Origin of the sequence: Streptomyces chromofuscus, from assembly GCF_015160875.1 — a bacterium.
GTDB lineage: Bacteria > Actinomycetota > Actinomycetes > Streptomycetales > Streptomycetaceae > Streptomyces > Streptomyces chromofuscus.
The window spans coordinates 6,551,534-6,577,583 of sequence record NZ_CP063374.1 but is presented as its reverse complement, the minus strand read 5'-3'; the positions used below and the strand labels follow the sequence as shown (position 1 = coordinate 6,577,583).

At 70.8% G+C, this 26,050-nt stretch carries 20 protein-coding genes and 5 pseudogenes; 13 read left to right on the top strand and 12 right to left on the bottom strand.

Translation table 11 applies throughout. The features are described from left to right. Positions 1–20 precede the first annotated feature (20 nt). From IPT68_RS35105 to IPT68_RS29475, 3 genes are all read left to right on the top strand, one after another. Positions 21–617, top strand: a complete 597-nt coding sequence (locus IPT68_RS35105; RefSeq protein ID WP_228040007.1) for a DUF6302 family protein — start codon at positions 21–23, stop codon at positions 615–617. Then, entirely contained in the window at positions 529–3,345 is a 2,817-nt protein-coding gene (locus IPT68_RS29480; protein ID WP_189699944.1) for a helix-turn-helix transcriptional regulator, read from the top strand. Before IPT68_RS35105 ends, IPT68_RS29480 begins: the two co-directional genes overlap by 89 nt. 212 nt (positions 3,346–3,557) lie before the next feature. Then, on the top strand, positions 3,558–4,343 hold the full coding sequence (locus tag IPT68_RS29475) for a S1 family peptidase (RefSeq protein ID WP_189699945.1): 786 nt from the start codon (positions 3,558–3,560) through the stop codon (positions 4,341–4,343). A 229-nt stretch (positions 4,344–4,572) separates the two neighbouring features. Here IPT68_RS29475 and IPT68_RS29470 read toward each other — a convergent pair. After that, positions 4,573–4,755 (bottom strand): annotated as a pseudogene (locus IPT68_RS29470) (winged helix DNA-binding domain-containing protein); the annotation flags it as partial. Positions 4,756–4,904: 149 nt separating this feature from the next. On the opposite strand from IPT68_RS29470, the pseudogene IPT68_RS29465 reads away from it, so the two are divergent. Then, positions 4,905–6,026: pseudogene (locus IPT68_RS29465) on the top strand (magnesium and cobalt transport protein CorA). A 304-nt stretch (positions 6,027–6,330) separates the two neighbouring features. Here IPT68_RS29465 and IPT68_RS29460 read toward each other — a convergent pair. Beyond that, positions 6,331–6,466 (bottom strand): annotated as a pseudogene (locus IPT68_RS29460) (integrase); the annotation flags it as partial. Positions 6,467–6,607: 141 nt separating this feature from the next. Here IPT68_RS29460 and IPT68_RS29455 point away from each other — a divergent pair. Beyond that, the gene (locus IPT68_RS29455) at positions 6,608–7,750 is read left to right on the top strand and encodes a universal stress protein (RefSeq protein WP_189699946.1); all 1,143 of its coding nucleotides are present in this window, start codon (positions 6,608–6,610) and stop codon (positions 7,748–7,750) included. A gap of 120 nt (positions 7,751–7,870) precedes the next feature. Here IPT68_RS29455 and IPT68_RS29450 read toward each other — a convergent pair whose 3' ends face one another. The 8 genes from IPT68_RS29450 to IPT68_RS29415 all read right to left on the bottom strand — a co-directional run bounded on the left by IPT68_RS29450 (position 7,871) and on the right by IPT68_RS29415 (position 18,681). Next, positions 7,871–8,548 carry a response regulator gene (locus tag IPT68_RS29450; protein WP_189699947.1) on the bottom strand — a complete coding sequence of 226 codons (678 nt, stop codon included), beginning with the start codon at positions 8,546–8,548 and terminating at the stop codon, positions 7,871–7,873. Then, on the bottom strand, positions 8,548–11,127 hold the full coding sequence (locus IPT68_RS29445; RefSeq protein WP_189699948.1) for a sensor histidine kinase: 2,580 nt from the start codon (positions 11,125–11,127) through the stop codon (positions 8,548–8,550). Before IPT68_RS29445 ends, IPT68_RS29450 begins: the two co-directional genes overlap by 1 nt. A 60-nt stretch (positions 11,128–11,187) precedes the next feature. After that, a complete protein-coding gene (locus IPT68_RS29440) occupies positions 11,188–11,871 on the bottom strand; it encodes a response regulator (protein ID WP_189699949.1) in 684 nt (227 codons plus the stop codon). A gap of 119 nt (positions 11,872–11,990) precedes the next feature. Continuing rightward, a complete protein-coding gene (locus IPT68_RS29435) occupies positions 11,991–12,659 on the bottom strand; it encodes a potassium-transporting ATPase subunit C (protein ID WP_189699950.1) in 669 nt (222 codons plus the stop codon). A 6-nt stretch (positions 12,660–12,665) separates the two neighbouring features. Next, on the bottom strand, positions 12,666–14,804 hold the full coding sequence (kdpB, locus tag IPT68_RS29430) for a potassium-transporting ATPase subunit KdpB (protein ID WP_189699951.1): 2,139 nt from the start codon (positions 14,802–14,804) through the stop codon (positions 12,666–12,668). Beyond that, positions 14,801–16,465 carry a potassium-transporting ATPase subunit KdpA gene (gene kdpA / locus IPT68_RS29425; RefSeq protein ID WP_189699952.1) on the bottom strand — a complete coding sequence of 555 codons (1,665 nt, stop codon included), beginning with the start codon at positions 16,463–16,465 and terminating at the stop codon, positions 14,801–14,803. The genes kdpB and kdpA overlap by 4 nt, the downstream gene beginning before the upstream one ends. An 8-nt stretch (positions 16,466–16,473) precedes the next feature. Further along, entirely contained in the window at positions 16,474–16,563 is a 90-nt protein-coding gene (gene kdpF, locus IPT68_RS29420) for a K(+)-transporting ATPase subunit F (protein ID WP_037659531.1), read from the bottom strand. A gap of 276 nt (positions 16,564–16,839) precedes the next feature. Then, on the bottom strand, positions 16,840–18,681 hold the full coding sequence (locus IPT68_RS29415) for an APC family permease (protein ID WP_189699953.1): 1,842 nt from the start codon (positions 18,679–18,681) through the stop codon (positions 16,840–16,842). Positions 18,682–18,993: 312 nt separating this feature from the next. On the opposite strand from IPT68_RS29415, the gene IPT68_RS29410 reads away from it, so the two are divergent. From IPT68_RS29410 to IPT68_RS34380, 4 genes and pseudogenes are all read left to right on the top strand, one after another. After that, a complete protein-coding gene (locus tag IPT68_RS29410) occupies positions 18,994–19,548 on the top strand; it encodes a hypothetical protein (protein ID WP_308438806.1) in 555 nt (184 codons plus the stop codon). 148 nt (positions 19,549–19,696) lie between these two features. Then, complete coding sequence (locus IPT68_RS29405) at positions 19,697–20,356, top strand: DUF1707 SHOCT-like domain-containing protein (protein WP_189699954.1); 660 nt, start codon at positions 19,697–19,699, stop codon at positions 20,354–20,356. Continuing rightward, a pseudogene (locus tag IPT68_RS34385) lies at positions 20,353–20,727 on the top strand (SDR family NAD(P)-dependent oxidoreductase); the annotation flags it as partial. The gene IPT68_RS29405 and the pseudogene IPT68_RS34385, both read left to right, overlap by 4 nt. A 153-nt stretch (positions 20,728–20,880) precedes the next feature. Continuing rightward, a pseudogene (locus IPT68_RS34380) lies at positions 20,881–21,060 on the top strand (hypothetical protein); the annotation flags it as partial. A gap of 200 nt (positions 21,061–21,260) precedes the next feature. Here IPT68_RS34380 and IPT68_RS29400 read toward each other — a convergent pair. Together IPT68_RS29400 and IPT68_RS29395 are read right to left on the bottom strand one after the other, a co-directional pair. Beyond that, positions 21,261–21,668 (bottom strand): YunG family protein, encoded by a 408-nt coding sequence (locus tag IPT68_RS29400; RefSeq protein ID WP_189699955.1) that lies wholly within the window; start codon positions 21,666–21,668, stop codon positions 21,261–21,263. Between the two features lie 167 nt (positions 21,669–21,835). After that, on the bottom strand, positions 21,836–22,108 hold the full coding sequence (locus IPT68_RS29395) for a DUF6059 family protein (RefSeq protein ID WP_189699956.1): 273 nt from the start codon (positions 22,106–22,108) through the stop codon (positions 21,836–21,838). A gap of 221 nt (positions 22,109–22,329) precedes the next feature. Between IPT68_RS29395 and IPT68_RS29390 the strand changes: the two genes are divergently transcribed. The 4 genes from IPT68_RS29390 (at position 22,330) to IPT68_RS29375 (ending at position 25,997) form a co-directional block, all read left to right on the top strand. Next, positions 22,330–23,130, top strand: coding sequence for an AfsR/SARP family transcriptional regulator (locus IPT68_RS29390; RefSeq protein ID WP_189699957.1), 801 nt, complete (start codon positions 22,330–22,332; stop codon positions 23,128–23,130). 110 nt (positions 23,131–23,240) lie between these two features. Further along, on the top strand, positions 23,241–24,014 hold the full coding sequence (locus IPT68_RS29385) for a thioesterase II family protein (RefSeq protein WP_228040005.1): 774 nt from the start codon (positions 23,241–23,243) through the stop codon (positions 24,012–24,014). Between the two features lie 175 nt (positions 24,015–24,189). Further along, complete coding sequence (locus tag IPT68_RS29380; RefSeq protein WP_189699958.1) at positions 24,190–24,603, top strand: DUF4260 family protein; 414 nt, start codon at positions 24,190–24,192, stop codon at positions 24,601–24,603. Positions 24,604–24,758: 155 nt separating this feature from the next. Next, complete coding sequence (locus IPT68_RS29375) at positions 24,759–25,997, top strand: cytochrome P450 (RefSeq protein WP_228040003.1); 1,239 nt, start codon at positions 24,759–24,761, stop codon at positions 25,995–25,997. The last annotated feature ends 53 nt before the right edge of the window (positions 25,998–26,050 follow it).

Genomic DNA, 26,050 nt, shown 5'->3' with positions numbered 1-26,050 from the left:
CGGCCGGGCCGTACCTGGGCGTGCAGCTTCTTCCCGCTTCGGCTGCCTGTGACCTCGACTACTGGAAGGCCAGGCTCGCGAACCCCCACCTCCTGCTCGGCGCGGTGGCCGTGGCGCTGCACCGGCTTCCGCTGCCGGCGGTCCCGGTCGGCGCGGATCGCCACGGCGGGTTCATGGACATGGCCGGCCCTGTCTTCGCCGAGGCGCTCGCCTGCGCGCCGACCTCGGTAAGGGGCCTCGCAACCACACCGGTCCGGGGCCCGGGCCCCCCGCCCCAGCACCCCGGCCACACCACAGCCCAGCGCCACGCCAGCACCTTCGCCCGGCGCCCCGGCCACAGTGCGGCGCCACGCCAGCGACGGCGGGGCGGGGTGCCGGCGTGGGTGTGGAGCCGTGCGGGCATTCATGGGAAGCCCCGCCGAATTTCACCGTGCGCCGTCGCTGTTATATCCCTCACCGTCCCGTCACTCCGGATTTCAATGAGTTGTTGCCTAGAATTTGGCCAGGACACGACACTCGGAAGGAGCGGTGACCGTGCGACGGGACTTCAAGGAGCCTGCCAGAAGCCGCCCCGACCTGGTCATCGGCCGGGAGGAACTGTTCACGGCGGCACGTGAGCAGGTCGGTCACGGCGGCAGCGTGCTGCTCCACGGGCCCGCGGGAATAGGAAAGTCGACCGTGCTGCGGGCATTGGCCGCGGATTACGCCGAAGCGGCGCGGACCGTGTTGCGCTGCTCGGCGACGGAGTCCGAATCGCATCTGCCGTTCCTGGCCCTGGCCGACCTGCTCGGCCTGGTGCTGGACGAGGTGTCCGGCAAGCTGCCCGCCGCCCAGCGCACGGCGCTGGAGTCGGCGCTCACCGGCCGCGGCGAGTCCACCCTCCAGCGCGACGGCCTGGCGCTGCGCCTCGCCGTGCTGTCCGCGCTGCGCGCGCTGGCCGCCGAGGGGCCGGTCCTGGTCGTCGCCGACGACGTGCAGTGGCTGGACCCGGCCAGCGCGGAACTCCTCGGCTTCGCCGCCCGCCGCCTCGGCGACGCCCCCGTCACGATGCTGTGCGCGGTGCGGACCGAGGGCCAGGAGTACGACCGTCACCTGCGCATCTCTCCCCCGGACACCCTCGCCGTCCGGCTCGGCCCGCTCTCCCGCACCCAGGTCTCCGCGCTGCTCGACCACCGCGGCTACACCGGGCTGCCGCGTTCCACCGTCCGGGACATCCACCGCACCAGCGGCGGAAATCCGCTGTTCGCTCTGGAGCTGGGCCGCGCCCTCGCCGAGAACCCGACCCCGCCCCGCCCGGGCGAGCCGCTGCCCGTGCCGACGTCGCTGCGGGCGCTCGTCCTCAGCCGGCTGGAGATGCTCTCCGCCGAGGCCCGGCACACCCTCCTCGTGGCCAGCGCCGGCGCCCGGCCCACGCTGTCCCTGCTGCACGCGGCCGGCCGGGAGAACGCCGAGGCCGAGACCGTCCGGGCGGCCGAGCTGGGTCTGCTGGCCACCGAGCCGGAGGGACCCGCCGTACGGTTCGCGCATCCGCTGGTGTCGGCCGCCCTGTACGCGGAGGCGCCGGCCCACCAGCGGCGGGCCGCGCACGCCGCCCTGTCCACGGCGGCCTCCGATCCGATCGAGCGGGCCCGGCACCTCGCCCTGGCCACGACGGGTACCGACCCGGAGGTGGCGGCGCGGCTCGCCGGGGCCGCCATCCTGGCCCGGGACCGCGGGGCGCCCTCGGTGGCCGCCTCCCTCGGACTGCTCGCGGCACGGCACGCGCCGGCCGACAGCGTGCCGGGGCCGGACGAGCGGCGGTTGCAGGCGGCCGAGGACGCGATCACCGCCGGTGAGGTGGACCTCGCCCGCGACATCGCGCGGGAGGTGTTGACCCGGGCCACGGTCCCCGCCGAGCGGGTGCGGGCCTGGATGGTCGTGATCGAGTCGGCGGGGCAGGCGCTCGGGGAGGTCGACGCCGTCTTCCCGCAGGCGCTGGCGGACGCGGGCGACGACCCGCGGCTGCTGGCCCTGGTGCACTACCAGCTGGCCTGGCGGGCACTGGTCGTCGAGGGCGACTTCGCCGAGGGCCGCGAGGAGGCCGCGCACGCCGCGGGCCTGGCGGCGCGGGCCGGGGACCGGCGCACCGAGCTGCTGGCGCTGGCCTTCCAGGCACAGGCCGAGACCCTGATGGGCCACCCGGACGCGCCCGCGACCATCAAGCGGGCGCTGAAGGAGCCCCAGGACCCGCAGGTGGCGTGCCACCACAACGGGGCGGGATCCACCCGGTTCCGCTGGCTGCTGATGAGCGACCAGCTGCCGGAGGCACGCAGCACGGTCACCGCGCTGCTGCGCGAGGTGCGGCGGCGCGGGATGGTCGAGTCCGAGGTGCACTTCCTGCGGCTGCTGGCCGAGACCGAACTGCGGTCCGGGCACTGCGGCCGCGCCCTGGACCTGGCCCGCGAGAGCCTCCGGCTGGCCCGCGACTCCGGGATCGGCGAGGTGGCGTCCGCGATGCTCGCCTCGCTCGCGGAGGCCTCGGGCGGCAGTGTGGAGCAGGCGCTGGCGCTGGCGCGGGAGGCGGTGGAGCACGCCGAGGAGGACGGCGACCAGATCTACGTCTCGCGCGCGCTGGCCGCCCTCGGGTACGTCCAGCTGGTCGCCGGGGACGCCGAGGGCACGGTCCGGTCGCTGCGCCGGGTGCGGGAGCTGGAGAACGGGCTCGGAGTGACCGATCCGGCGCGCGGCCGCTGGCACGGGGACCTCGCGGAGGCGCTGGTGCGCGTCGGCGAGCTCGCGGAGGCGCAGGACGTCATCGACGTGACGCGTGAGCAGGCGCTGCGGCTGGAGCGGGAGAGCGTGCTGGCCGTGCTCGACCGGGCGGAGGCGCTGGTGCGCGCGGCGGGCGGGGACCTCGACGCGGCGGTGGGTCGGTTGACGTCGGTGCAGGACCGGCTGGGCAAGCTGGGCTACGGGCTGGAGGAGGCGCGTGCCGCCTTCGAGCTGGCGCGGTTGCGGGCCCGGCGGGGGCCCGGGCCGGCGTCGTACGACGAGGCGGCGCGGCTGTTCCGGCGGTGCCGGGCGATGCCCTGGCTGCGGCAGGTCGACGCGGCGGTGGCGGCGGGGGCGGCACCGGATCGCCGCCCGGCCCCGGTGCCCGAGCCGGCCGCGCTGGAGGGGCTCGCCTCGATGGAGCGTCAGGTCGCCGCGCTGGTCATGGAGGGCGCGACCAACCGGGAGATAGCCGGGCGGCTGTTCATCAGCGTCAAGACGGTCGAGGCGACGCTCACCCGGGTCTACCGCAAGCTGGGGATCCGGTCGCGGGTGGACATCGTCCGACTGGCGGCGGGGCGGCACGTCACGTAGGGCCGGTGCGGCGGACGTTCCGGACGAGGGACGCCGCACCGAGGGTTTTCCCTGCCCAACTCCCTTAGGGAGTTCCCTGATTGGGGCAGGTCGGCGCCCGGCCCTAGCTTAGTCCCGTGCCGCTCGCCGGGCACACGGGGGTCGGTCCCGAGGCGCCCGTGCTCCACCCCCCACCCGCGCGACCCCCCACCGGCAACCGCTTGAGGAGACTCATGTTCGGGCTCACCCGAGCGAGAAGGACCGCCGCCGCCGCCGCGACCGTCGCCGCCGCGACCGCGCTGCTCACCGCCCCCGCCGCCGTCGCCGCCCCGCAGCCCGTCGTCGGCGGTACGACGACCACCACGACGGCGTACCCGTTCATGATGCAGATCACGGACGCCTCGCAGAACCAGTTCTGCGGCGGCACGCTGGTCTCCCCGACGAAGGTCGTGACCGCCGCGCACTGCATGGTCGGCGAGACCACCAGCAGCGTCCGCGTGGTCGGCGGCCGCACGTACCTCAACGGCACCAACGGCACGGTGAGCCGGGTCAGCAGGATCTGGATCCACCCCGGCTACACGGACGTCACCAACGGCGACGACGTGGCCGTGCTGACGCTGTCGACGTCGATGCCGTACACCACGGCGAAGTACGTCACCTCCACGCAGACCTCCGTGTACGCGGCCGGCACCACGGCCCGGGTGCTCGGCTGGGGCACCACCTCCCAGAACGGCGGCTCCTCCAACCAGCTGCGGACCGCGACCGTGCCGACCGTGTCCGACTCCAGCTGCGCCGGCTCGTACGGCTCCGACTTCGTGGCGAGCGACATGGTGTGCGCCGGATACACCTCCGGCGGCGTGGACACCTGTCAGGGCGACAGCGGCGGTCCGCTGCTCATCGGGGGCGTCCTGGCAGGGATCACCTCCTGGGGCGAGGGCTGCGCGCTGGCCGGCCATCCGGGTGTCTACACCCGGATGGCGACCTTCTCCAACCTGGTGACCGCGCAGGTCAACTCGTAGCTGCCACAGGACTCCTGAGGATCACTCAGGTGAGCAAGCCAGGGGGCGTTGCGGGCCTCCACGAGCGGCCCGCAGCGCCCCCTCTCCATGGGCTCGGGCGCGTCTCACGGCAGGACGGTTCCGAACCGGATGTCGTACGACGATCCCTGGTACAGCACCTGGAGCACGCGCTCGGCCTCGTCGGTCACCTCCCGGCGCCGGGCCCGGGTGAGCCCGTCGAACGGCTCGACGACCAGCCGTCGAGGCGGGCGGCGAGCGCGTAGTACGGCTGCTTGACCTCCTGGGCCTGGAGTCCGACGAGGTGCTCCACCGCCGCCTTCGCGGACAGCGGCGCGCGGTGCAGGAGCAGCTGCCGGTCGAGGGTGGCGCGGTTGAGGGCGCGGGTGCCGAGCACGGGCGTCGTCTTCGTCATGGACCGCACGCCAACGGCGCTTGCGGACAGGTTCGGTCCGCAAGGGAGACGGGATCCGCGCCGTCCTGATGCCGTTTGCCCCGTATATCCTGTTGTACGATCACACCGCCGCAAGCCGACCAGGGAGGTGCCCCATCGCCTGGAAGAACATGCCCAAGAGGTCCGGCCGACGGCGCGCGCTTCCCCCGCGGCCACTGGTGGACGGCCCGTCCCCCGTCGTGCATCCGCCGGCCGCGCAGCCCGTGGAGATCGGCAGCGTGGTCCAGGCGGCGCTGTACGAGGACGGCGTGCGGGTCTCCTCTCCCGCGACCCTCGCCGACACCTACCGCGCACTGCGCGCGAAGCCGTCCGGCATGGCCTGGATCGGCTGGCCCGCCCCACGGCGAGCGAACTGCTCTCCTTGGCCGAGGAGTTCGGCCTGCACCCGCTGTCCGTCGAGGACGCGATGGAGGCGCACCAGCGGCCGAAGCTGGAACGCTACGGCGAGACCCTCTTCGTCGTCCTGCGGGCGGCCCGCTACCTCGACGCACCAGAGGAGGTCGACTTCGGCGAGCTGCACGTCTTCGTCGGCCCCGACTTCGTGATCACGGTCCGCCACGGTGCGGCGCCGGACCTCTCCGCCGTGCGGCGCCGCATGGAGGAGACGCCGGAGCTGCTGAAGCTGGGCCCGGAGGCGGTGCTGTACGCGATCCTCGACGCGGTCGTCGACGGCTACGCGCCGGTCGTCGCGGGCGTCCAGAACGACGTGGACGAGATCGAGACGGAGGTGTTCCGCGGCGACCCGAGGGTCTCCCGGCGCATCTACGAGCTGTCCCGCGAGATGGTCGAGTTCCAGGGCGCCACCCGTCCCCTAGGTGGGCATGCTGCACGGCCTGATGGCGGGCTTCGCCAAGTACGGCACGGACGAGGAGCTCCAGCGCTACCTGCGGGACGTCGCCGACCACGTCACCCACACCAGCGAGCGCGTCGACGGCTTCCGCCAGGCTCTCACCGAGATCCTCACCGTCAACGCGACCCTCGTCACCCAGCAGCAGAACGCGGAGATGCGGGCGCTGGCGGAGGCGGGGTTCGAGCAGAACGAGGAGATCAAGAAGATCTCGTCCTGGGCGGCCATTCTGTTCGCCCCGACGTTGGTCGGGACGATCTACGGGATGAACTTCACGCACATGCCGGAGTTGCACTGGGTGTTCGGATACCCCTTCGCGATCACCCTTATGGCGATCGTTTGCACCAGTTTGTATGTCATCTTCAAGTACCGAGACTGGCTCTGAGTAATCACTGTGGGAGCGACCGCTCTGCAGGACGGAGACCCCGATCGTAGGCGTCTCGAACGTCTCTGAGGCCGCTGGGGAGAATCCGGGGAGGATGAAACGCGCTCCGCTTCGCCGCCTCACTCCCCAACTGCAAGCGCCGGCACCGATCAGCCTCTCCGCAGCACTCAGCCCTGGGGCCACCGAGCGACACTCAAGGTGAGCAGTCCGCCGGGGCCACGAAGCGCCGAGGAGGGCGCAGCGATACCGCGCCCTCCTCCTCACGGACTGTAAAGAATCGTTTCTTCTGTGCAGCCGCAGCGGCCTAGGCAGGTCGGCCCAGCAGGGCGTCGTTTGCCCTTCGCTCCCTCACCGCCGGCCTCGGGCATGAAGTGGGCGTAGTAGTCCAGGGTGATGGTCGGGCTCGAGTGGCCGAGCCAGCGAGCCAGGGTGACAACGGCGAGGTCGCCTGCGATCGCACCATCCGGCGCGTTGAGGACGACCATGGTAGGGAGAACGACTGCCCTTCGGCCGACGTCCAAGCGGCGTTCGGGACGCCGCACATCATGCAGTGGGGGCAGCTCGTCCGGAAGGAGAGGCGCATGTCACGCGGCAGGCTGCGGGTCTACCTCGGCGCGGCCCCCGGGGTGGGCAAGACGTACGACATGCTCAGCGAGGGTCAGCGGCGCGCCGGCCGGGGCACCGATGTGGTCATCGGGTTCATGGAGGACTACGGCCGACCGCTGACCCGGCAGATGGCCGAGGGGCTGGAGACCGTGCCCCGCAAGAGCGTGCCCTATCGGGGGACGTCCTTCACCGAGATGGATCTCGACGCCGTCCTCGCCCGCAAACCGGGGGTTGCCCTGGTCGACGAGCTCGCCCACACCAACGTCCCCGGCTGCCGCAACGAGAAGCGCTGGCAGGACATCGAGGAACTGCTGGACGCCGGCATCGACGTCGTCTCCACCGTCAACATCCAGCACCTTCAGTCGCTCAACGACGTCGTGGAGCAGATCACCGATGTCAGGCAGCATGAGACCGTTCCCGACGACGTGGTCCGTAGGGCCGATCAGATCGAGCTGGTGGACATGTCCGGTGAGGCGCTGCGCCGCCGCATGGTGCACGGCAACATTTACCCACCCGACAAGATCGACACGGCGCTGTCCCACTACTTCCGCCTGGGCAATCTCACCGCCCTGCGGGAGCTGGCCATGCTGTGGGCCGCCGACCGTGTCGAGGAAGCCCTGCTGCGATACCGGCAAGGCCATGGCATCCAGCAGCCGTGGAGCACCCGGGAACGGGTGCTGGTCGCCCTGTCCGGCGGGCCCGAGGGCGACACCCTCATCCGGCGCGCCAAACGGACCGCCTCACGCGGGGCGGGCGGCGAGTTCCTCGCCATGCACGTCGAACGCAGCGACGGGCTCGCCACCGCCTCCCCCAAGCTCCTGGACCGCCAGCGGGTCCTGGTCGGCGAGCTCGGCGGCAGCTTCCACACCGTGACCGGGGACGACACCGCTCAGGCGGTTCTGGACTTCGCCCGCCAGGTCAACGCCACCCAGATCGTCATCGGCGCCACCCGGCGCAGCCGCCTGAAGGAGCTGCTCTCCCGAGGGGTGGGCGAGAGCATCATCGAAGGCTCCGGTGATGACATCGACGTCTATGTGGTGACCCACGCCGAAGCCGCGCACGGCCGGTTCCTGCACCGCCGCACACGTTCGTCCGGAGCCGATGACGCCGTGCAGTGACCGGAGGCGGTCGGCGGCCATTGGCCGGCTCCGACGTCTTCTCGAGCGGTGGCACATCCTGCACGCGCACCCTGGCAGAGACACTCGGGCCTGGTTGTCCCGTCTGGCCCCCCTCGCACCTCACCTCTCAAAGCGGTACCCCATCCCCGGCTCCGTGATGAAGCGCTTCGGATGCGACGGGTCCGCCTCCAGCTTCCTGCGCAGCTGCGCCATGTACACCCGGAGGTAGTTCGTCTCCTTTCCGTACGACGGCCCCCAGACCTCCTGCAGCAGCTGCTTCTGGCTGACCAGGCGGCCGGTGTTGCGCACGAGCACCTCCAGCAGCTGCCACTCGGTCGGCGTGAGCCGTACGTCCTCACCGCCGCGGTTGACCTTCTTGGCGGCCAGGTCGACGGTGAATTCGTCGGTCTCCACCAGGACGTCGTCGTCGCCGGTGGGCTCCGCCCGGCGTACGGCTGCCCGCAGCCGGGCCAGCAGTTCGTCCATGCCGAAGGGCTTGGTGACGTAGTCGTCGGCGCCCGCGTCGAGCGCCTCGACCTTCTCGTCGGAGGTGTGCCGGGCGGACAACACGAGGATCGGCACCCGGGTCCAGCCCCGTAGTCCCCTGATCACCTCGACACCGTCCATGTCGGGCAGACCCAGGTCGAGGACCACCACGTCGGGATGGCAGGCGGCGGCGAGCCGAAGGGCGGTGGCGCCGTCGAACGCCGCGTCGACCTCGTACGTGCGCGCCTTGAGGTTGATCACCAGCGCGCGCACGATCTGCGGCTCGTCGTCGACAACGAGCACCCGGGTCATCAAGCCTGCCTCTCGGTTTGCGCCGAATGTTCCGGGCGTGTGGTCCCTGCCGGCACGGACTGTGGAAGCTCGGTGCCCGATCCTGCCGCGCGGAGGGTGAGGACCATCGTGAGGCCGCCGCCGGGGGTGTCCTCGGCGGTGAGGGTGCCGCCCATGGCCTCCGCGAAGCCGCGGGCGACCGCGAGGCCGAGGCCGACGCCGTTGCCGCGCGGGGCGTCGCCGTAACGCTGGAAGGGCGCGAAGATGCGGTCCTTGGCCTCGTCGGGGACGCCGGGACCGCGGTCCACCACCCGGACCTCCACCCGGTCGGCCAGGGCGCTGGCCGAGACCAGCACCGGTTCGTCGGCGGGGCTGTACTTGACGGCGTTCTCGACGACGTTGGCGACGACCCGTTCCAGGAGCCCTTTGTCCGTGGCGACCATGGGCAGGCTCTCCGGCACGTCCAGGACGACCGCGGACTCGGGGTCCGGTATGCCGCCCATCGCCATGGGGACGACCTCGTCCAGGTCGATCTCGCGGATCAGCGGGGTGACGGTGCCGGTCTGGAGGCGAGACATGTCGAGGAGGTTGCCCACCAGGTGGTCGAGCCGGTCGGCACCTTCCTCGATCGCGGCGAGGAGCTCGGCCTGGTCCTCCTCGGACCACTCCACGTCGTCCGAGCGCAGGGACGTCACCGACGCCTTGATCCCGGCGAGGGGGGTGCGCAGGTCGTGGCTGACGGCGGCCAACAGCGCGGTGCGGCTACGGTTGCCCTCGGCCAGCTCCTTGGCCTGGTCGGCCTCCTGCTGCAGGCGCTGGCGGTCCAGGACCACGGCGGCCTGGGCCGCGAAGGCGGCCAGCACCCGGCGGTCGGAGGCGGGCAGCACCCGCCCGTGCAGCGCGAGCGCCATGTGGTCGCCCACGGGCATGTCGACGTCCGCGTCCTCGGGGCACTGAGCGGGACGCGGCCCGACACTGCCCGCACAGGTCCAGGGATCGACCTCGCTCGTCCGTTCCAGGAGAGCCGCCGACTCCATGCCGAAGGTCTCCCGAACGCGCTCCAGCAGCGCCTCCAGGCTGGCCTCGCCACGCAGCACGCTGCCGGCCAGGAAGGACAGGATCTCCGACTCGGCACGCAGCCGGGCCGCCTGATGGGTGCGCCGGGCCGCCAGGTCCACGACCGACGCCACCGACACCGCGACGCCGACGAAGATCGCGATGGCGACGATGTTCTTCGGGTCGGCGATCGTGAGCGTGTGGACAGGCGGGGTGAAGAACCAGTTCAGCAGCAGGGAACCCACCACAGCCGAGGCCAGTGCCGGGTACAGACCGCCGAGCAGAGCCGCCGCCACCGTCAGCGTCAGAAACAGCAGCATGTCGTTGGCCAGACCGGCGTCGGGCCCGACAGTGAGCAGCAGGGTGAGCAGTACGGGCCCCACGACGCCGGCGAGCCAGCCCCAGATGATCCGTGCCCGGCCCAGCCGCGCCCCCCGCGCCACCGGCAGCCCGCGCCCCTTGCCCGCCTCGTCGTGCGTGATCAGATGCACGTCCAGGTCGGGACCCGAGTCCCGGGCCACCGTCGCACCCACGCCCGGCCCGAACACGTACTGCCAGCTCTTGCGGCGCGAGACACCCAGCACGATCTGGGTGGCGTTCACCCCGCGCGCGAAGTCCAGCAGGGCCACCGGGATGTCCTCACCCACCACGTGGTGGAAGGTGCCGCCCAGGTCCTCCACCAGGGTGCGCTGGACGGCCAGCTCCTTGGGCGAGGCCGAGGTCAGCCCGTCACTGCGGGCGATGTAGACGGCCAGCACCTCGCCGCCCGCGCCCTTCTCCGCCAGGCGGGCCGCCCGCCGGATCAGCGTGCGGCCCTCGGGACCGCCGGTCAGCCCGACCACGATGCGCTCCCGCGAGCCCCAGATCTTCGACACCCGGTGCTCGCTGCGGTACTCCGTCAGGTACTCGTCGACCCGGTCGGCCACCCACAGCAGCGCCAGCTCCCGCAGCGCGGTCAGATTGCCGGGCCGGAAGTAGTTGGACAGCGCCGCATCGACCTTGTCCGGCTTGTAGATGTTGCCGTGCGCCATTCGCCGCCGCAGCGCCTGCGGGGACATGTCGACCAGCTCGATCTGGTCCGCCCGGCGCACCACCTCGTCCGGCACGGTCTCGCGCTGCCGCACCCCCGTGATCGACTCCACCACATCACCGAGGGACTCCAGGTGCTGGATGTTCACCGTCGATATCACGTCGATCCCGGCCGCCAGCAGTTCCTCCACATCCTGCCAGCGCTTGGTGTTTCGCGAGCCGGGCACGTTGGTGTGGGCGAGCTCGTCCACCAGCGCCACCTGCGGATGCCGCGCCAGGACCGCGTCGACGTCCATCTCGGTGAAGACCGTGTCGCGGTACTCCAGCTCCCGACGCGGGATCTCCTCCAGGCCGTGCAGCATCACCTCGGTGCGCTGCCGCTTGTGGTGCTCCACGAAGGCCACCACGCAGTCGGTGCCGCGCTCGATCCGGCGGTGTGCCTCGGACAGCATCGCGTACGTCTTGCCGACGCCCGGGGCCGCACCGAGGTAGATCCTGAGTTTCCCGCGTGCCATGTTCTCGTCTCTGCTCTCGTCGGCTCTCGTGTGCGGTCCCGGCGGTGGGGAGGGACGGGCTCACGCCTCGAAGCGGTAGCCCATCCCCGGCTCGGTGATGAGGTAGCGGGGGTGGGAGGGGTCCGCCTCCAGTTTGCGGCGGAGCTGCGCCATGTAGACGCGCAGGTAGTTGGTCTTGTTACTCTGAGTCACCCCCCACACCTCCTGGAGCAGGTCCTTCTGTGTGACGAGGCGGCCGGGGCTGGTGATCAGGATCTCCAGCAAGTGCCATTCGGTCGGTGTGAGACGTACGTCGTGCCCCTGCCTGGTGGCCTTCTTGGCCACCAGGTCGACGGTGAAGTCTTCCGTCCTGATCAGCGTCATCTCGGGTGCGAGCGGCACGGACTCCGTGCGGCGCACGGCGGCGCGCAGCCGGGCCAGCAGCTCCTCCATGCCGAACGGTTTGGTGATGTAGTCGTCGGCGCCCGCGTCCAGCGCGGCCACCTTCTCCTCGGAGGCGCTACGCGCCGACAGCACCAGGATGGGGACGCGGGTCCAGCCGCGCAGGGCTCTGACGACGTCTACGCCGTCCATGTCGGGCAGGCCGAGGTCGAGCATCACCACGTCGGGCTGGCGTGCGGCCGCCAGCCGGAGGGCCGTGGTCCCGTCGGGGGCCGCGTCAACGCCGTAGTGGCGGGCCTGCATGTTGATGACAAGCGCGCGGACGAGCTGGGGGTCGTCCTCCACGACCAGCACCCGGGTCATCGGTGTGCGCCTTCCTGTCGTGCACGGGCCGGATCGGTCCGCGGGCCTTCATGGCGGTGGGGGCCGGCGGATCCGAGGGTGCCCCGGCCGCCGACCCCGCATGGTTCGGTTCGAACCCGTCAGCTCTTCGCGACGAGTTCCTTGAGCGCGATGTTGAGGTCGAGGACGTTCACCCGGGGCTCACCCAGGAAGCCGAGCGTGCGGCCCTCGGTGTGCTCGTCCACCAGTTTCTGGACCTGGGCCACGGACAGGCCGTTCCTCTCGGCGACCCGGTGGACCTGGATGTCGGCGTACTCGGGCGAGATGTCCGGGTCCAGGCCGGAGCCGGAGGAGGTGACCGCGTCGGCGGGCACGTCGGACGGCTTCACCGTGTAGCCCCGTGTGGAGTTGTCCTTGATGACGGCCGCCTGGGCGTCCTTCACCCACTGGATCAGCTCTTTGTTTTCCGCGGAGCGGTTGGTGGCGCCGGACAGGATCAGCTTGTACTGGGTGTTGACGCTGTTGGCGCCGAGGCCGTTCTGCGGGCGGCCCTGGAACCACTTCAGGTCCGGATCCGGGGTCTCCTGCCCCTCCTTCAGCGGCAGGTTGTACGCCTGGCCGATCAGGGACGAACCGACGACCTTGCCGTCCGCCTCGATCTCCGAGCCGTTCGCCTTGTCGTTGAACAGCGCCTGGGCGATGCCGGTCACGACCAGCGGGTAGATGACGCCCGTCACCAGGGTCAGCACGAGCAGGGCACGCAGGCCCGCGCCGAGCAACCGGGCGGTGTTCGCGAGGGAGTTGTTCATGATCCTTCACCCGATCCCGGGGATCAGAGAGATGAGCAGGTCGATGATCTTGATGCCGATGAACGGGGCGATCAGTCCACCCATGCCGTAGATGGTGAGGTTGCGCCGGAGCATCTTGTCGGCGCTGACCGGCCGGTACTGCACGCCCTTCAGGGAGAGCGGCACCAGCGCGATGATGATCAGGGCGTTGAAGATGACGGCCGACAGGATCGCGGAGTCCGGCGAGGACAGGCCCATGATGTTGAGCTTGTCCAGGCCCGGGTGGACGGCCGCGAACAGCGCCGGGATGATCGCGAAGTACTTCGCGACGTCGTTGGCGATGGAGAAGGTCGTCAACGCGCCCCGGGTGATGAGGAGTTGCTTGCCGATCTCGACGATCTCGATGAGCTTGGTCGGGTTGGAGTCGAGGTCGACCATGTTGCCGGCCTCCTTGGCGGCCGACGTACCGGTGTTCATCGCCACGCCGACGTCCGCCTGCGCGAGGGCCGGGGCGTCGTTGGTGCCGTCACCGGTCATAGCGACCAGCTTGCCGCCGGCCTGCTCCCGCTTGATCAGCGCCATCTTGTCCTCGGGAGTGGCCTCCGCGAGGAAGTCGTCCACGCCCGCCTCCTCGGCGATCGCCTTGGCGGTCAGCGGGTTGTCCCCCGTGATCATGACGGTCTTGATGCCCATGCGGCGCAGTTCCTCGAACCGCTCCCGCATGCCGTCCTTGACCACGTCCTTCAGGTGGATGACACCCAGGACGCGGGCGCCGTCGGTGTCCTCCACAGCGACCAGCAGCGGGGTACCGCCCGCCTCTGAGATGCGGTTGGCCAACGTGTCGGCGTCGTCGGTGACCATTCCGCCCCGTTCCTGAACCCAGGCGATGACCGAACCTGCCGCGCCCTTGCGGATCTTCTGGCCGTCCACATCCACGCCCGACATCCGGGTCTGGGCGGTGAAGGCGATCCACTCGGCGTTCGCCAGCTCGCCCTGGTGGCGCTCCCGCAGCCCGTACTTCTCCTTCGCCAGTACGACGATGGAGCGTCCCTCGGGCGTCTCGTCGGCCAGCGACGACAGCTGCGCGGCGTCCGCGACCTGGGCCTCGGTCGTACCGCGCACCGGCACGAACTCGGACGCCTGCCGGTTGCCGAGCGTGATGGTGCCGGTCTTGTCCAGCAGCAGAGTGGACACGTCACCGGCGGCCTCGACCGCCCGGCCGGACATCGCCAGGACGTTGCGCTGCACCAGCCGGTCCATGCCCGCGATGCCGATCGCGGAGAGCAGGGCGCCGATGGTGGTCGGAATGAGGCAGACCAGCAGCGCCACCAGCACGACCATCGTCAGGTGCGTGCCCGCGTAGTCCGCGAACGGCGGCAGGGTCGCGACGGCGAGCAGGAAGACGATCGCCAGCGAGGCGAGCAGGATGTTCAGCGCGATCTCGTTGGGCGTCTTCTGCCGGGCAGCTCCTTCGACCAGGTTGATCATCCGGTCGATGAAGGTCTCGCCAGGCTTCGTCGTGATCTTGATGACTATGCGGTCGGACAGCACCTTCGTACCGCCGGTGACCGCCGAGCGGTCGCCGCCGGACTCGCGGATGACCGGCGCAGACTCACCGGTGATCGCCGACTCGTCGACGGACGCGACGCCCTCGACGACGTCACCGTCGCCGGGGATGATGTCGCCCGCCTCGCAGACCACAAGGTCGCCGATCTTCAGATCCGTGCCCGGGACCTGTTCCTCGGAGCCGTCCTTGAGGAGCCGCCGGGCCACGGTGTCGGTCTTGGCCTTGCGCAGTGTGTCGGCCTGGGCCTTGCCACGGCCCTCGGCGACCGCCTCCGCCAGGTTGGCGAAGATCACGGTCAGCCACAACCAGGCGCTGATGGTCCAGCCGAACCAGTCGCCCGGGTCCGTGAACGAGAAGACGGTCGTCAGGGCCGAGCCGATCCACACCACGAACATCACGGGCGACTTGATCATCACCCGTGGGTCGAGCTTGCGGAAAGCGTCCGGCAAGGACTTGATGAGCTGCTTGGGATCGAAGAGGCCCGCGCCGACACGGCCCTCGGGAGTCTTGTGCCCGGTGGGTACGTCGCTGTGCGGCGCCCGGGTCGGAGTGGTGGCTGTGGACATCGAGTCCTCTTGCTTCTGTGTACGCGTGGTCATGCCGCCAGCCCCTCGGCGAGCGGGCCCAGCGCTAGCGCCGGGAAGTACGTCAGACCGGTGATGATCAGGATCGCGCCCACCAGCAGGCCGGTGAACAGCGGCTTCTCGGTGCGCAGAGTGCCCGCGGTGGCCGGGATGGGCTTCTGCTCGGCCAGCGAACCCGCCAGTGCCAGGACGAACACCATCGGCAGGAAGCGGCCGAGCAGCATCGCGAGGCCGATCGTGGTGTTGAACCACTGGGTGTCGGCGTTCAGGCCGGCGAAGGCCGAGCCGTTGTTGTTGGCGCCCGAGCTGTAGGCGTACAGGATCTCGGAGAACCCGTGCGCCCCGCTGTTGGTCATCGAGTTGCCCGGGGTCGGCAGGGCCATCGCGAACGCGGTGAAGATAAGCACCAGTGCCGGGGTGATGAGGATGTAGCAGGCGGCCAGCTTGATCTCACGGGTGCCGATCTTCTTGCCCAGGTACTCGGGCGTACGGCCCACCATCAGGCCGGCGATGAACACGGCGATGACCGCCATGATCAGCATGCCGTAGAGGCCGGAGCCCACACCACCGGGTGCGATCTCGCCCAGCTGCATGCCGAGCAACTGGATGCCGCCGCCGAAGCCGGTGAAGGAGGAATGGAAGGAGTTCACCGCACCGGTCGAGGTGAGGGTCGTGGAGACCGCCCAGATCGACGAGGTGCTGACACCGAAGCGGACCTCCTTGCCCTCCATCGCGCCGCCCGCGATGTCGAAGGCGGGGCCCGGGTGGGCGAACTCGGTCCACATCATCAGGGCGACGAAGCCGAGCCAGATCACGCCCATCGTGCCGAGGATCGCGTACCCCTGCTTCACCGAGCCGACCATGACACCGAAGGTGCGGGTCAACGAGAACGGGATGACCAGGATCAGGAAGATCTCGAACAGGTTGGAGAACGGAGTGGGGTTCTCGAACGGGTGGGCGGAGTTGGCGTTGAAGTAGCCGCCACCGTTCGTCCCCAGCTCCTTGATCGCCTCCTGGGACGCCACCGCGCCGCCGTTCCACTCCTGCGAGCCGCCCATGAACTGGCCGACCTCGTGGATGCCCGAAAAGTTCTGGATCGCGCCGCAGGCCACCAGGACGATCGCGGCGATCACCGAGATGGGCAGCAGGATGCGGGTCACACCGCGCACCATGTCGGACCAGAAGTTGCCGAGCTCACCGCTGCGCGACCGTGCGAAGCCCCTGACGAGCGCCACGGCGACGGCCATACCCACGGCCGCGGAGACAAAGTTCTGCACGGCCAGACCGGCCGTCTGCACGACGTGGCCCATGGCCTGCTCGCCGTAGTACGACTGCCAGTTGGTGTTCGACACGAACGACGCGGCGGTGTTGAACGCCTGGTCCGGGTCGATGGCGGAGAAGCCCAGCGAGCCGGGCAGAACGCCCTGGAGCCGCTGCAGCAGGTAGAGGAAGAGGACTCCGGCAGCCGAGAAGGCCAGCACACCGCGCAGGTACGCGGGCCAGCGCATCTCCGTACTGGGGTTGGCGCCGATGCCCTTGTAGATCCACTTCTCCACGCGCCAGTGCTTGTCGGAGGAGTAGACCTTGGCCATGTAGTCGCCGAGGGGACGGTAGGCGAGCGCCAGTGCCGCGACGAGCGCGAGCAGCTGGAGCACGCCGGCAAGTACGGGACCCATATCGCTGCTCAGAACCTCTCCGGGAAGATCAGGGCGAGGACGAGATAGCCCAGCAGGGCGACGGCCACGATCAGGCCGACGATGTTCTCGGCGGTCACAGCTTCGTCACCCCCTTGGCGACGAGAGCCACCAGCGCGAACGCCGCGATCGTGGTGACGACGAAGGCCACGTCGGCCATCGCGAACTCCTAGATGAGGTTCGGAAGTGAATCGGACAAGTAGAGGAAAGTGCCTCTCTGGCCGGATTCGGCCGCCGTTGACGGGTCTCTTACGGCGGCCGGGACATCTTTGACACATCTCTTACGTCGCCCCTTCACCCTGCGGAAACGGCGTACGGCCCGCACGGCGAGGTGCGGGCCGTACGGGTGAATGCCGTCAGGACAGGCGGAACCTCAGTCGGCAGATCACCGCCTTTGTCTCCCGTCGCACCGCGTGGGCCACCACGGCACCCCGCTGGTTCTGCAGCAGCCGCTGCCACAGGCGCTCCGGCTCGACCTCGGGGATGAGGACGGTGACGCGGGTGCCGGGCTCGGCGGCGGCCGTTTCGCGGACGTACGCGGCGATCGGGCGGCCCAGGGACCGGCGCTCGGAGGGGAGGGGGATGAGCGGTACCGCGGGGTTCCACTCGGCCCAGGCACGCTCCAGGGCATGGGCCTGCGCTCGGTCCTCGGCATCCGGATAGCAGACGGTGACCGCACGCACCTCGTCGCCGAGCGAGGCCGCGGCGTTGAGCGCTTCGCAGGTCAGCCGGGAAAGGCCCGACACCGGCACGATCACGACGGACCGGTCACGGTGCGGCGGCTCGGGGATCCGGCCGAGGCCCAGCCGCTCGCCGATGCGCGCGTACGCGCGGTGGACGGCCTCGAAGGCGGCGACCAGCAAGGGCAGCGCGATCACGATCAGCCACGCGCCCTCCTCGAACTTGGTCGCCGTGACGACGACAGCCGAGATCCCGGTGAGTGCGGCCCCCAGTCCGTTGAGCAGCGCCTTGCCGCCCCACCCAGGACCTCGCTCTTTTCGCCAGTGCCGGACCATGCCGACCTGGGCGATCGTGAAGCCGACGAAGACGCCGATCGCGAACAGCGGCACGAGGGTGTTGGTGTCACCGCCGGAGAAGACCAGCAGCGCGGCGGACACGAGGGCCAGGGCGAGCACGCCGTGCCGGTGGACCTGCCGGTCGGCCTTGAGCGCGAAGACGTGGGGCAGGTAGTTGTCGCGGGCCAGCAGCTTCAGCAGCACCGGCAGACCGCCGAAGGAGGTGTTCGCGGACAGGGCCAGCAGGATCATCGTCGCGAACTGGATGACGTAGAACCCCCAGTTGTGGCCGAGGGAGGCGTCCGCGAGCTGGGCGAGGACCGTGACGCCCTCCACCGGCTGGAGGTGGAAGCGGGAGATCAGCACCGACAGACCGATCAGCATCACGCCGAGGACGGCCCCGAGAGCGACCTCCGCGCGCTGGGCCCGCTTGACGCGCGACACCCGGAAGGACGGCACCGCGTTGGCGATCGCCTCGACACCGGTGAGCGCCGAGCATCCCGAGGCGAATGCTTTCAGCAGAAGCAGCGCACCCACGGTGGTGGCGTTGTCCGCGAGCACGGACGCATGCCCCGCGGCGGTGGCGGTGCTCACCGGCTCGGACCTGAACAGGCCGGCACCGATCAGCACGAGGATCGAGCCGACGAAGACGACGGTCGGCACGATGAACGCCCGCGCGGACTCCACGATGCCGCGCAGGTTCACACCGGTGACCAGCGCGAGCACGACGAGGCACAGCCACAGCCGGTCGCCGTAGAGGGACGGGAAGGCCGACGTCAGCGCAGCGACGCCGGCTGTCACGGCCACGGCGACGTTCAGCACGTAGTCCAGCACCAGCGAGGCGGCCGCCACCAGGCTCGTGCGCCGCCCCAGATGGGTCTTGGCCACGGCGTACGATCCGCCGCCGTCCGGGAACGCGGCGATGACCTGCCGGTACGAGGCGACCAGCACCGCCAGCAGTCCGGCGATGGCGAGGGTGACCGGCAGGGTGAACCCGAGCCCGTGCGCGCCGGCGGCGGCCAGCACCAGGACGATCGCCTCGGGGCCGTACGCCACCGACGCCATCGCGTCCAGCGACAGGGCGGCGAGGCCGGTCAGGGCGGTCAGGCGGTGGCGCTCACCGGTATCCGGCGGCTCCTCGTCGGCGGGGGCCGGGTCCCGCTCGTAGGTCAGGACGGACATGGGCCGCGTACTCCTTCACAAGGGTCGAGGCCCGCGCACGCGGGGAGGCGGTGCGCGGGTACGCCCAGGTTCTGTCCGTTCCCGGCCGCACCAGAGCGCTCCTTGCGCGTTCTTCGCACCGAAACGGCAAGCTTTGACGCAGTCCTGACGCGCGTGTGATCCGCACCGCTGGCTGCATCCGTGTGGCGCCAGTCGGGGGGAACGCCTCCCGACAGCCGTGAGACCGGACGGCGTAAAGGAGAGGCAGAAAGTCCGTCAGAGGGGCGTCAGGGGCACGCGCGGGAAGCCCCATCGCTGCCTACCGTCGCCTCCATGGGACGCCGCAACGACATGGGCAGTGGGACCGATGCCTGCGCGCAGCCGCCTGCCGAAGCGGCTCACGACCGCCACTGGGCGAAGGACGTGCGCAGCACGATCCAGTGCTCCACCACCCTTTGGGTCCTCCTGCTGCTGATCGACTGGGGCGCGGGCAGCCTCACGCCGGGCCGCTGCGCGCTGTGGGTGGCGCTCGCCGCCCTGCTGTTCGTGATCCTCTACCCGAACCGGGTCTGCGTCGGCGAGGGCTGGCTCGTCTCGCGCGGTCTTCTGCGCACACGGCGGGTGCGCACCGACCGCCTGGTCTCCGTACGCTGCCTGGACGGCGTCTCCCAACGCCTGGTCCTGCGGGACGCCTTCGGCGGTCGCGTCGAGATCGACCCGAAGGTCCTGGTCGCCAATCCCCCGCTCTGGTACCGGCTGGACGAGGACGCCCGCCTCTCGACCGCCCGGGGGTCGCTGACGTGTGGTGAGACGGCCCTGCGCCGGGTCGGGGTCCGCATCGACCGCGAGACGGCACAAACCGTCTTCAAGGTGTCCGGGTTGGAGTGATCGGGGGCCGCACGCCCCCGTCCCGCATCCCTGCCGGGCCTCCCACTCTGCGCCCCACCCTGGATCCATGTCGCGATATAGCGTTAGTCTTCTGCTTGCGCCGCTGCCTGCGTCGCGCGGAGACGTTCGACAGGACCAGGACGGAAGCATGTCGGGAGAGATCTCGCCCACCGGGAAGCGCTCCGGCTCCGGCTCGTCGCCCGAGCTGCGAGCCTCTCATGCCGACCGGGACCGGGCGGTGGATGTGCTGCGCATCGCGGCGGGGGACGGCCTGCTGACCGCGGACGAGTTGGACGAGCGCCTGGAAGCCGCCCTGTCGGCGCGGAAGGTGAGCGAACTGACTGCGCTCACCGCTGACCTGCCGCCCGTATCGGCTACGGCCGGCGCGACCGTGCCAGAGGTCAAGGACATGGTTCGGATCGAACAGGTCCACAGCGGCGCGGTCGAGCGCGTGGGGCGCTGGGTGGTGCCGCGGAGGCTGGAGCTCGCGGTGACGTACTGCGAGGTGACGCTTGACTTCACTGACGCAGTGATCACGCACGACACGTTGCGGATCAACGTGACCATGACGGGGAAGACCCTGACGCTGGTCACGAGGCCAGGCATCGTGGTCGATACTGATGGTCTGCAGCTGGTACACAGCAGGGTCAAGTACCGTCAGACTCCGACGAGTCGTGATACGCCGGTCATTCTGCGAGTGGAGCTGGTCGGTCAGAAGGCCCACGGCCGCGTGGTGGTGCGGCCCCCGCGTCGCACGTTCGGGCAGTGGCTGCTGCGCAGGCCCGCGTCCCTCTCTGCGGGCGCTTGACTCCATCGTTGCACCGCACGGCGTCCATCCAGTGGTCCGACCCCCACCGCGCCCGCCGCTACTCCCGGTTGGCCGCCTGCGCCCAGTCCCAGCTGGCCCTCACCGTCTTCGCGGCCTACCCGCGCTTCACTGCGGCCTCCGTGCACCCCGGCGTCTGCGACACCGCCCTGCTGCCGCTGTACGCCCACGAGGGCGTTACGCCCGCCGAGGGCGCCGCCCACGTGGTCCGGCTGTGCGACCCGGCCGTCGAGATCGTCAACGGCGCCTACTACGACCGCGGCCAGCACGTGGACCCGGCCCCGGCCGCCACGGAGGACCGCACAGTCGAGCGCCTCGACAAGCTCGCCGACCTCCTCGTCAGCCGTTCCGCTTGGACGTCGCTCATTGTCAAGGGAGTTGATCCAGGTGTCGAAGCGCGCCCGGAGGAAGAAGGCCCGCCGCAAGAAGAAGGCCAACCACGGCAAGAAGGCCGACCAGCGCTGACCCCGACCGACGGGGACGGGCGGACGACATCGCATACCGGGCGCATGGGCATGTACCGCACCGTCCTGCGCGAGGGCCTGCACGACGACATGCCCCGCTACCTCAACCGGGACCTGCTCCTCCAGCTGTGGCCAGTCCTGCGAACGCTCGTCGGTCGCACCGTGCGCACCGTGTGGGAGGAAGCCTTCCCCCGGCTCGCCTCCCTCACCCGGGCAGTCGCACGACGGAGATGCCGGAGCTCCGCATGCGCGGCTTCCGGCGGATGTGATTGCCCTCGAATGCGAGGACACTTCGGACGTCGCCGGCCGATGAACGCGCACGCGAGGGTGAGGAACCTGGCGCCACGATCCCATGGGGCCGTGCGGGACAAGAGCGCGTGGACCGGCAGCGCCCGGGCGGCCGTCGACCCGGACACCGGGGGTCAGGCAGCCGGCTCCGGGAGGTGGCCGAGGTGCTTGATGACGCGCTCACGCAGGAGGAGGTACTCCTCCCAGCGCCGGGGCAGAGGTCCCGGGGGGCGTGTGACGACACGTGCCGCGGTGATCGTCTGGCCATCCCGGAACTGCTCGCGGGTCAGGTCGAGTTCGACGCCGGTGGGCAGCCGGTTCCACCAGTGATGGCCGTGCTGTTCCCCACCGGAATGGACCTCGCCGACCATGAGGTCGCCTCCGAAGATGTCGTTGACGATCAACGCCGTGATGTCGCAGTGGCCCCACGCAGGATTGCTGGGCAGCCGGCCGGCACGAGCCAGGTCGTCCGGGGAACGGGTGTCGGCGGCCCAACCGGCACGCAGGGCCCTGTCGAGATCGATCAACTTCCAAGGAATCATGTCGGCAGCATCGCAGCCGCCGCTTGCGTCTGCCGGCTCTGCTCGGGAGCCGACCGTCCCGGTACTGCCAGGGCGGCGAAGCGGCGAGTGGGCCGGTGGGAGCCGTCCGCCGGCTCAGGCATCGGTCGACCACGACGCTCCGCCCCGCTCCGGGTGCTCATGCCGCGTCAGTGTCGGGTGACGTCCTCGTCGATGCCGAGGTCCGCCCACAGCCGCCGTTCCATCGGGGTCGGTGGGGTCGTGCAGGGGCGCTCCGGGTGTCCGGCCGGGGGACCCTGTGGGCGGCCGTCCGCCCCGTCCGCGGATCGCGGCGACGGCTCGTCCGGGCCGGGGTCGGGGTAGTGGATGCCGGGCAGCGGTCCGGTGAAGAGGGAGCCGAACTGGATCAGCGGCTCGAGCACGGCGCGGGCCCTGCCGGGCCGGAACCACCTCATCCTCATGCCTGGCCTCTCTCCGGAACCGGTCCCGAGGCCCTCCCGGGACGGTCTCCCCCATGGTCGCCACCGGCGCTGTAGCGCCGCTTAAAGCCGGGGAGGAGTGGGGGTGGTGAAAATCTCATGCCGAAGGCAGACGGATTCCTGGCCGAAATCATGATCGGGTAAGTGTCGTCACCACCGGCACACGTGCCACTGTTCCGACATCGGTCGGAAGGAGCCGTGGCATGGAGATAGGAATTCTCGGGCCACTCAGCGTCAGCATCGACGGCACCTCGGTGGTGCCGACTGCCGCCAAGCCGCGGCAACTGCTCGCGCTGCTGGCGGTCAACGCGGGCCGGCACGTAAGCATGACCACCCTGACGGATGAACTGTGGGACGGCGCTCCCCCCAGCGGGCCCGCCAGTGTCGTGCAGACCTACGTCAAGCAGTTGCGCCGGGCCATCGCACTCGCCCTGGGACCGGACCGGGAGTGCGCGCCGAAGGACGTGCTGTGCCGCGGCTACGCCGGATACGCGCTGAACCTGCCCGCGCCCGTCGTGGAGGCCGACGTCTTCCAGCAGCTCAGCAACCGCGGCCTGCGCGCCCTGGCCACGGGGAACGACGAGGCGGCTTCCCGGCTGCTCGGTGAGGCGCTCGGCTTCTGGCGGGGTCCCGCGCTCGCCGACGTCCGCATCGGCCCGGCTCTACGCGCGGAGATGCTGCATCTGGAGGAGGCGCGGCGTTCCGCGCTGGAGGGCCGGATCACCGCCGACCTGCGGCTGGGCAGGCACGCGGAGGTGATCGGCGAACTGCGCGCGCTCACCGAGCGCTTCCCGCTCCAGGAGAGCCTGCACGCGCTGCTGATGCTGGCGCTCTACCGGTGCGGACGCTCGTGGCAGGCGCTCGAGGCTTTTCGGAAGCTACGCGCGTCGACCATCCGTGAGTTGGGCATCGAGCCTCCGCTGCACGTCCAGAAGCTGCACCGGGCGATTCTGGCCGCCGATCCCGAACTCGATCTGGACACCCACAGTTTGGCGGCTCTTTAGCGGCGTCGACCACCGTGGCAGCGACGTCGGCCAGGACCGCCCGCACCCGCACCCGTCGACCCACCGCGGACCCGACCCGCTCCCCCTGGACGGAACCGAGACGGAGCACCATGACCCGATACCTGTCCCGGAAGCGCCCGGACGGCGAACCCGAGGCCATGACACGCCTGTTCTGCTTCCCCTACGCGGGCGGCGGAGCCTCGGCGTACCGGCGCTGGCAGCGCGCCCTGGACGCCCACGACGCCGGAGTGCGGGTGATGCCCGTGCAACTCCCCGGCCGCGAGGAGCGGTCCGGCGAACCCCGGTTCACCGATCTCGACGCCCTCGTCGCCGACCTGGACGCGCAGCTCGACGAGGAACTGACGGCACCGCACATCTTCTACGGGCACAGCATGGGCGCGCTCGTCGCCTACTCGCTCGCCCGGCGGCGGCAGGCGCGCGGCGCGGACCTGCCCCGGGCACTCGTGCTCAGCGCCTACCGTGCCCCGCACCTGGCGGCACCGGCGATCGCCGACCCGGACGCCCCGGACGAGGAGTTCGTGGCCGGGCTGACGGCACTCGGCGGCATCCCGCGGCCGCTGCTCGGCCATCCCGAGTTCCTCTCCGCGCTGCTGCCGGTGGCCCGGGACGACCTGCGGCTGTGCATGGACAGCGTCGCCCCGCGTCCCGAGCCGCTGCGGGTACCGCTGCACCTGTTCGCGGGACGCGAGGACCGGCTGGTCACCGTGTCCGAGATGCTGGCCTGGCGGCAGCACGCGGGGCGCGGCTGCGAGGTGCGCACCATGCCCGGCGGTCACTTCTTCGTCAAGTCGGACGAGGATGCCTTCCTGCGTGAACTCGCCGCCCTGACCCGCCGCTACGCCGTGGAGCGGGTCGCGGCGTGACCCGCCGGTACGGCGACCATGGCGGGCGGGCCGCGGGCAGACCGCGCCCTCGGGTCTCCCCCGCCGTCAGTCCGGGCCCCGGCGGTGCCCTCCCGCCCGTCGGCCGGCCGAACCCACGCAGCGGTCGGCGGCGGGTCGCGCCGCCGTCCCCGGAACCGGAACAAGGAGCAGTCCCGTGACGCACGACACCGCACCAGGCGCCGTCAGGAGCTCGGCCTCCCGGAAGGTCCGCACCGCCTGGGGGGTGCTGGCCGTCCTGCTGCTGGCCTGGGCGGTGTTCGAGACGGCGAAGTACGGGGGATGGGTGATCGTCGCGGCGGTCGCCGGTTTCCTCGCACCCGACCTGTCGTTCCTCCTCGGTCTCTCCGGCCCGCACCAGCACGGCCGGCTGTCCCCCAGGGCCGTCCCCGCCTACAACCTCGCGCACCGGCCCGTCACCGCCGTCGTCGTCATGCTGACCTGTCTGCTGCCCGAGTCCCCGGCCGTCGCCGTCCCCCTGTTCAACTTCGGTCTGGCCTGGCTCGTCCACATCGCCGCCGACCGGGCCCTCGGATTCGGCCTGCGCACCCCCGAGGGCTGGCAGCGCTGACCGCCTCCCGAGGGCCGCTTTAGTCCCGGACAAGCCCTCGCTGCCAGGCTCGCCCGGGTTCCCCGACCGCGCTCCGGGCCGATCGTCCGGCCGCGCCTCGGATGCCCGGACCACCGCACACGTAACCACTGAGCACCTGTTGCCGGAGGAATCGCATGGAGACGACGGACACGACGCAGGGCGGCGCACCGGAGACCGGCAGTCCTCTCATGGACTACCCCTTCCACCGTCCTTCGGCCGTGGAAGTTCCCCCTGTCTACGAGGAGTTGCGGGCCACGTGCCCCGTCGCCCACGTCCGGCTGCCGAGCGGCGACGAAGGCTACGTGGTGACGCGTTACGACGACGTGCGCACCGTGCTCGCCGACGCCCGGTTCAGCCGGGCCGCCACCATCGCCCCCGACGCGCCGCAGCTCACCGCGACCCCTCCGGTGCCGGGCAGCCTGTTCACCACCGACGCGCCCGAGCACACCCGGCTGCGCCGGCTCGTCTCCCGGACGTTCACCGCCCGCCGCGTGCAGGACATGCGTCCCCGGATCCAGGAACTCACCGACGGCCTCCTCGACGAGATGGAGAAGGCCGGCGGGCCGGTCGACCTCAACACGGCCCTGGCCTTCCCGCTGCCGGTGATGGTGATCTGCGAGCTGCTCGGTGTGCCGTTCGAGGACCGTGACCGCTTCCGCGAGTGGTCGGACGCGTTCGTCTCGCTGACCGCGCACAGCCCGGAGGAGACCACGGCGCAGCGCCAGCAGATGCTCGGGTACCTGGCGGAGCTCGTCAAGCGCAAGCGCGAGGAGCCCACGGACGATCTCATCGGGGCGCTCGTCGCCGCCCACGACGAGGAGGGCAGCCTCAACGAGTACGAGCTGATCGTCATGGCGGCCACCATCCTCGTCGCCGGTCACGAGACCACCGTCAGCATGATCGGCAAGTGCGTGCTCACCCTGCTGCGCCACCCGGAGCACCTGGCCGCGCTGCGTGAGCACCCCGAGATGCTCGACCACGCCGTCGAGGAGCTGCTGCGCGTCAACCCGATCGGTGACGGCGGGCCGCTGCGGATCACCCTGGAGGACGTCGAGATCGGCGGCACCGTCATCCCCCAGGGCAGCGCGGTCCTCGCGGCGGTGTGCTCCGCCAACCAGGACCCCGAGCGCTTCCCCGGTGTGCGGGACAACGAGTTCGACCCCACCCGGGCCGAGGCCGTCCACCACGTCGCCTTCGGCCACGGCCCGCACTTCTGCGTCGGCGCGTCGCTGGCCAGGGCGGAGCTGCAGATCGTCATCTCCTCGCTGCTGCAGCGGTTCCCCGGACTGCGGCTGGCGGAGGACGTCGAGTCCCTGGAGCTGACGACCGGCATGATGGTCCACGGCCTGACGCGGCTGCCCGTCACCTGGTGACGGACCTCCCGTGCAGCGCCGCCCCGGCCGCCGAACAGTGGCGACCGGGGCGG

Bases quoted from the DNA above. Each gene is read 5' to 3' on its own strand.
- IPT68_RS29395 (WP_189699956.1), bottom strand. From the start codon at position 22,108: ATGAGGATGAGGTGGTTCCGGCCCGGCAGGGCCCGCGCCGTGCTCGAG.
- IPT68_RS29390 (WP_189699957.1), top strand. From the start codon at position 22,330: ATGGAGATAGGAATTCTCGGGCCACTCAGCGTCAGCATCGACGGCACC.
- IPT68_RS29450 (WP_189699947.1), bottom strand. From the start codon at position 8,548: ATGACCCGGGTGCTCGTTGTCGACGACGAGCCGCAGATCGTGCGCGCG.
- IPT68_RS29405 (WP_189699954.1), top strand. From the start codon at position 19,697: ATGTCGGGAGAGATCTCGCCCACCGGGAAGCGCTCCGGCTCCGGCTCG.
- IPT68_RS29415 (WP_189699953.1), bottom strand. From the start codon at position 18,681: ATGTCCGTCCTGACCTACGAGCGGGACCCGGCCCCCGCCGACGAGGAG.
- IPT68_RS29375 (WP_228040003.1), top strand. From the start codon at position 24,759: ATGGAGACGACGGACACGACGCAGGGCGGCGCACCGGAGACCGGCAGT.
- IPT68_RS29400 (WP_189699955.1), bottom strand. From the start codon at position 21,668: ATGATTCCTTGGAAGTTGATCGATCTCGACAGGGCCCTGCGTGCCGGT.
- kdpB (WP_189699951.1), bottom strand. From the start codon at position 14,804: ATGACCACGCGTACACAGAAGCAAGAGGACTCGATGTCCACAGCCACC.
- IPT68_RS29440 (WP_189699949.1), bottom strand. From the start codon at position 11,871: ATGACCCGGGTGCTGGTCGTGGAGGACGACCCCCAGCTCGTCCGCGCG.
- IPT68_RS29435 (WP_189699950.1), bottom strand. From the start codon at position 12,659: ATGAACAACTCCCTCGCGAACACCGCCCGGTTGCTCGGCGCGGGCCTG.
- IPT68_RS29445 (WP_189699948.1), bottom strand. From the start codon at position 11,127: ATGGCACGCGGGAAACTCAGGATCTACCTCGGTGCGGCCCCGGGCGTC.
- kdpA (WP_189699952.1), bottom strand. From the start codon at position 16,465: ATGGGTCCCGTACTTGCCGGCGTGCTCCAGCTGCTCGCGCTCGTCGCG.
- IPT68_RS29410 (WP_308438806.1), top strand. From the start codon at position 18,994: ATGGGACGCCGCAACGACATGGGCAGTGGGACCGATGCCTGCGCGCAG.
- IPT68_RS29475 (WP_189699945.1), top strand. From the start codon at position 3,558: ATGTTCGGGCTCACCCGAGCGAGAAGGACCGCCGCCGCCGCCGCGACC.
- IPT68_RS29455 (WP_189699946.1), top strand. From the start codon at position 6,608: ATGTCACGCGGCAGGCTGCGGGTCTACCTCGGCGCGGCCCCCGGGGTG.
- IPT68_RS29385 (WP_228040005.1), top strand. From the start codon at position 23,241: ATGACCCGATACCTGTCCCGGAAGCGCCCGGACGGCGAACCCGAGGCC.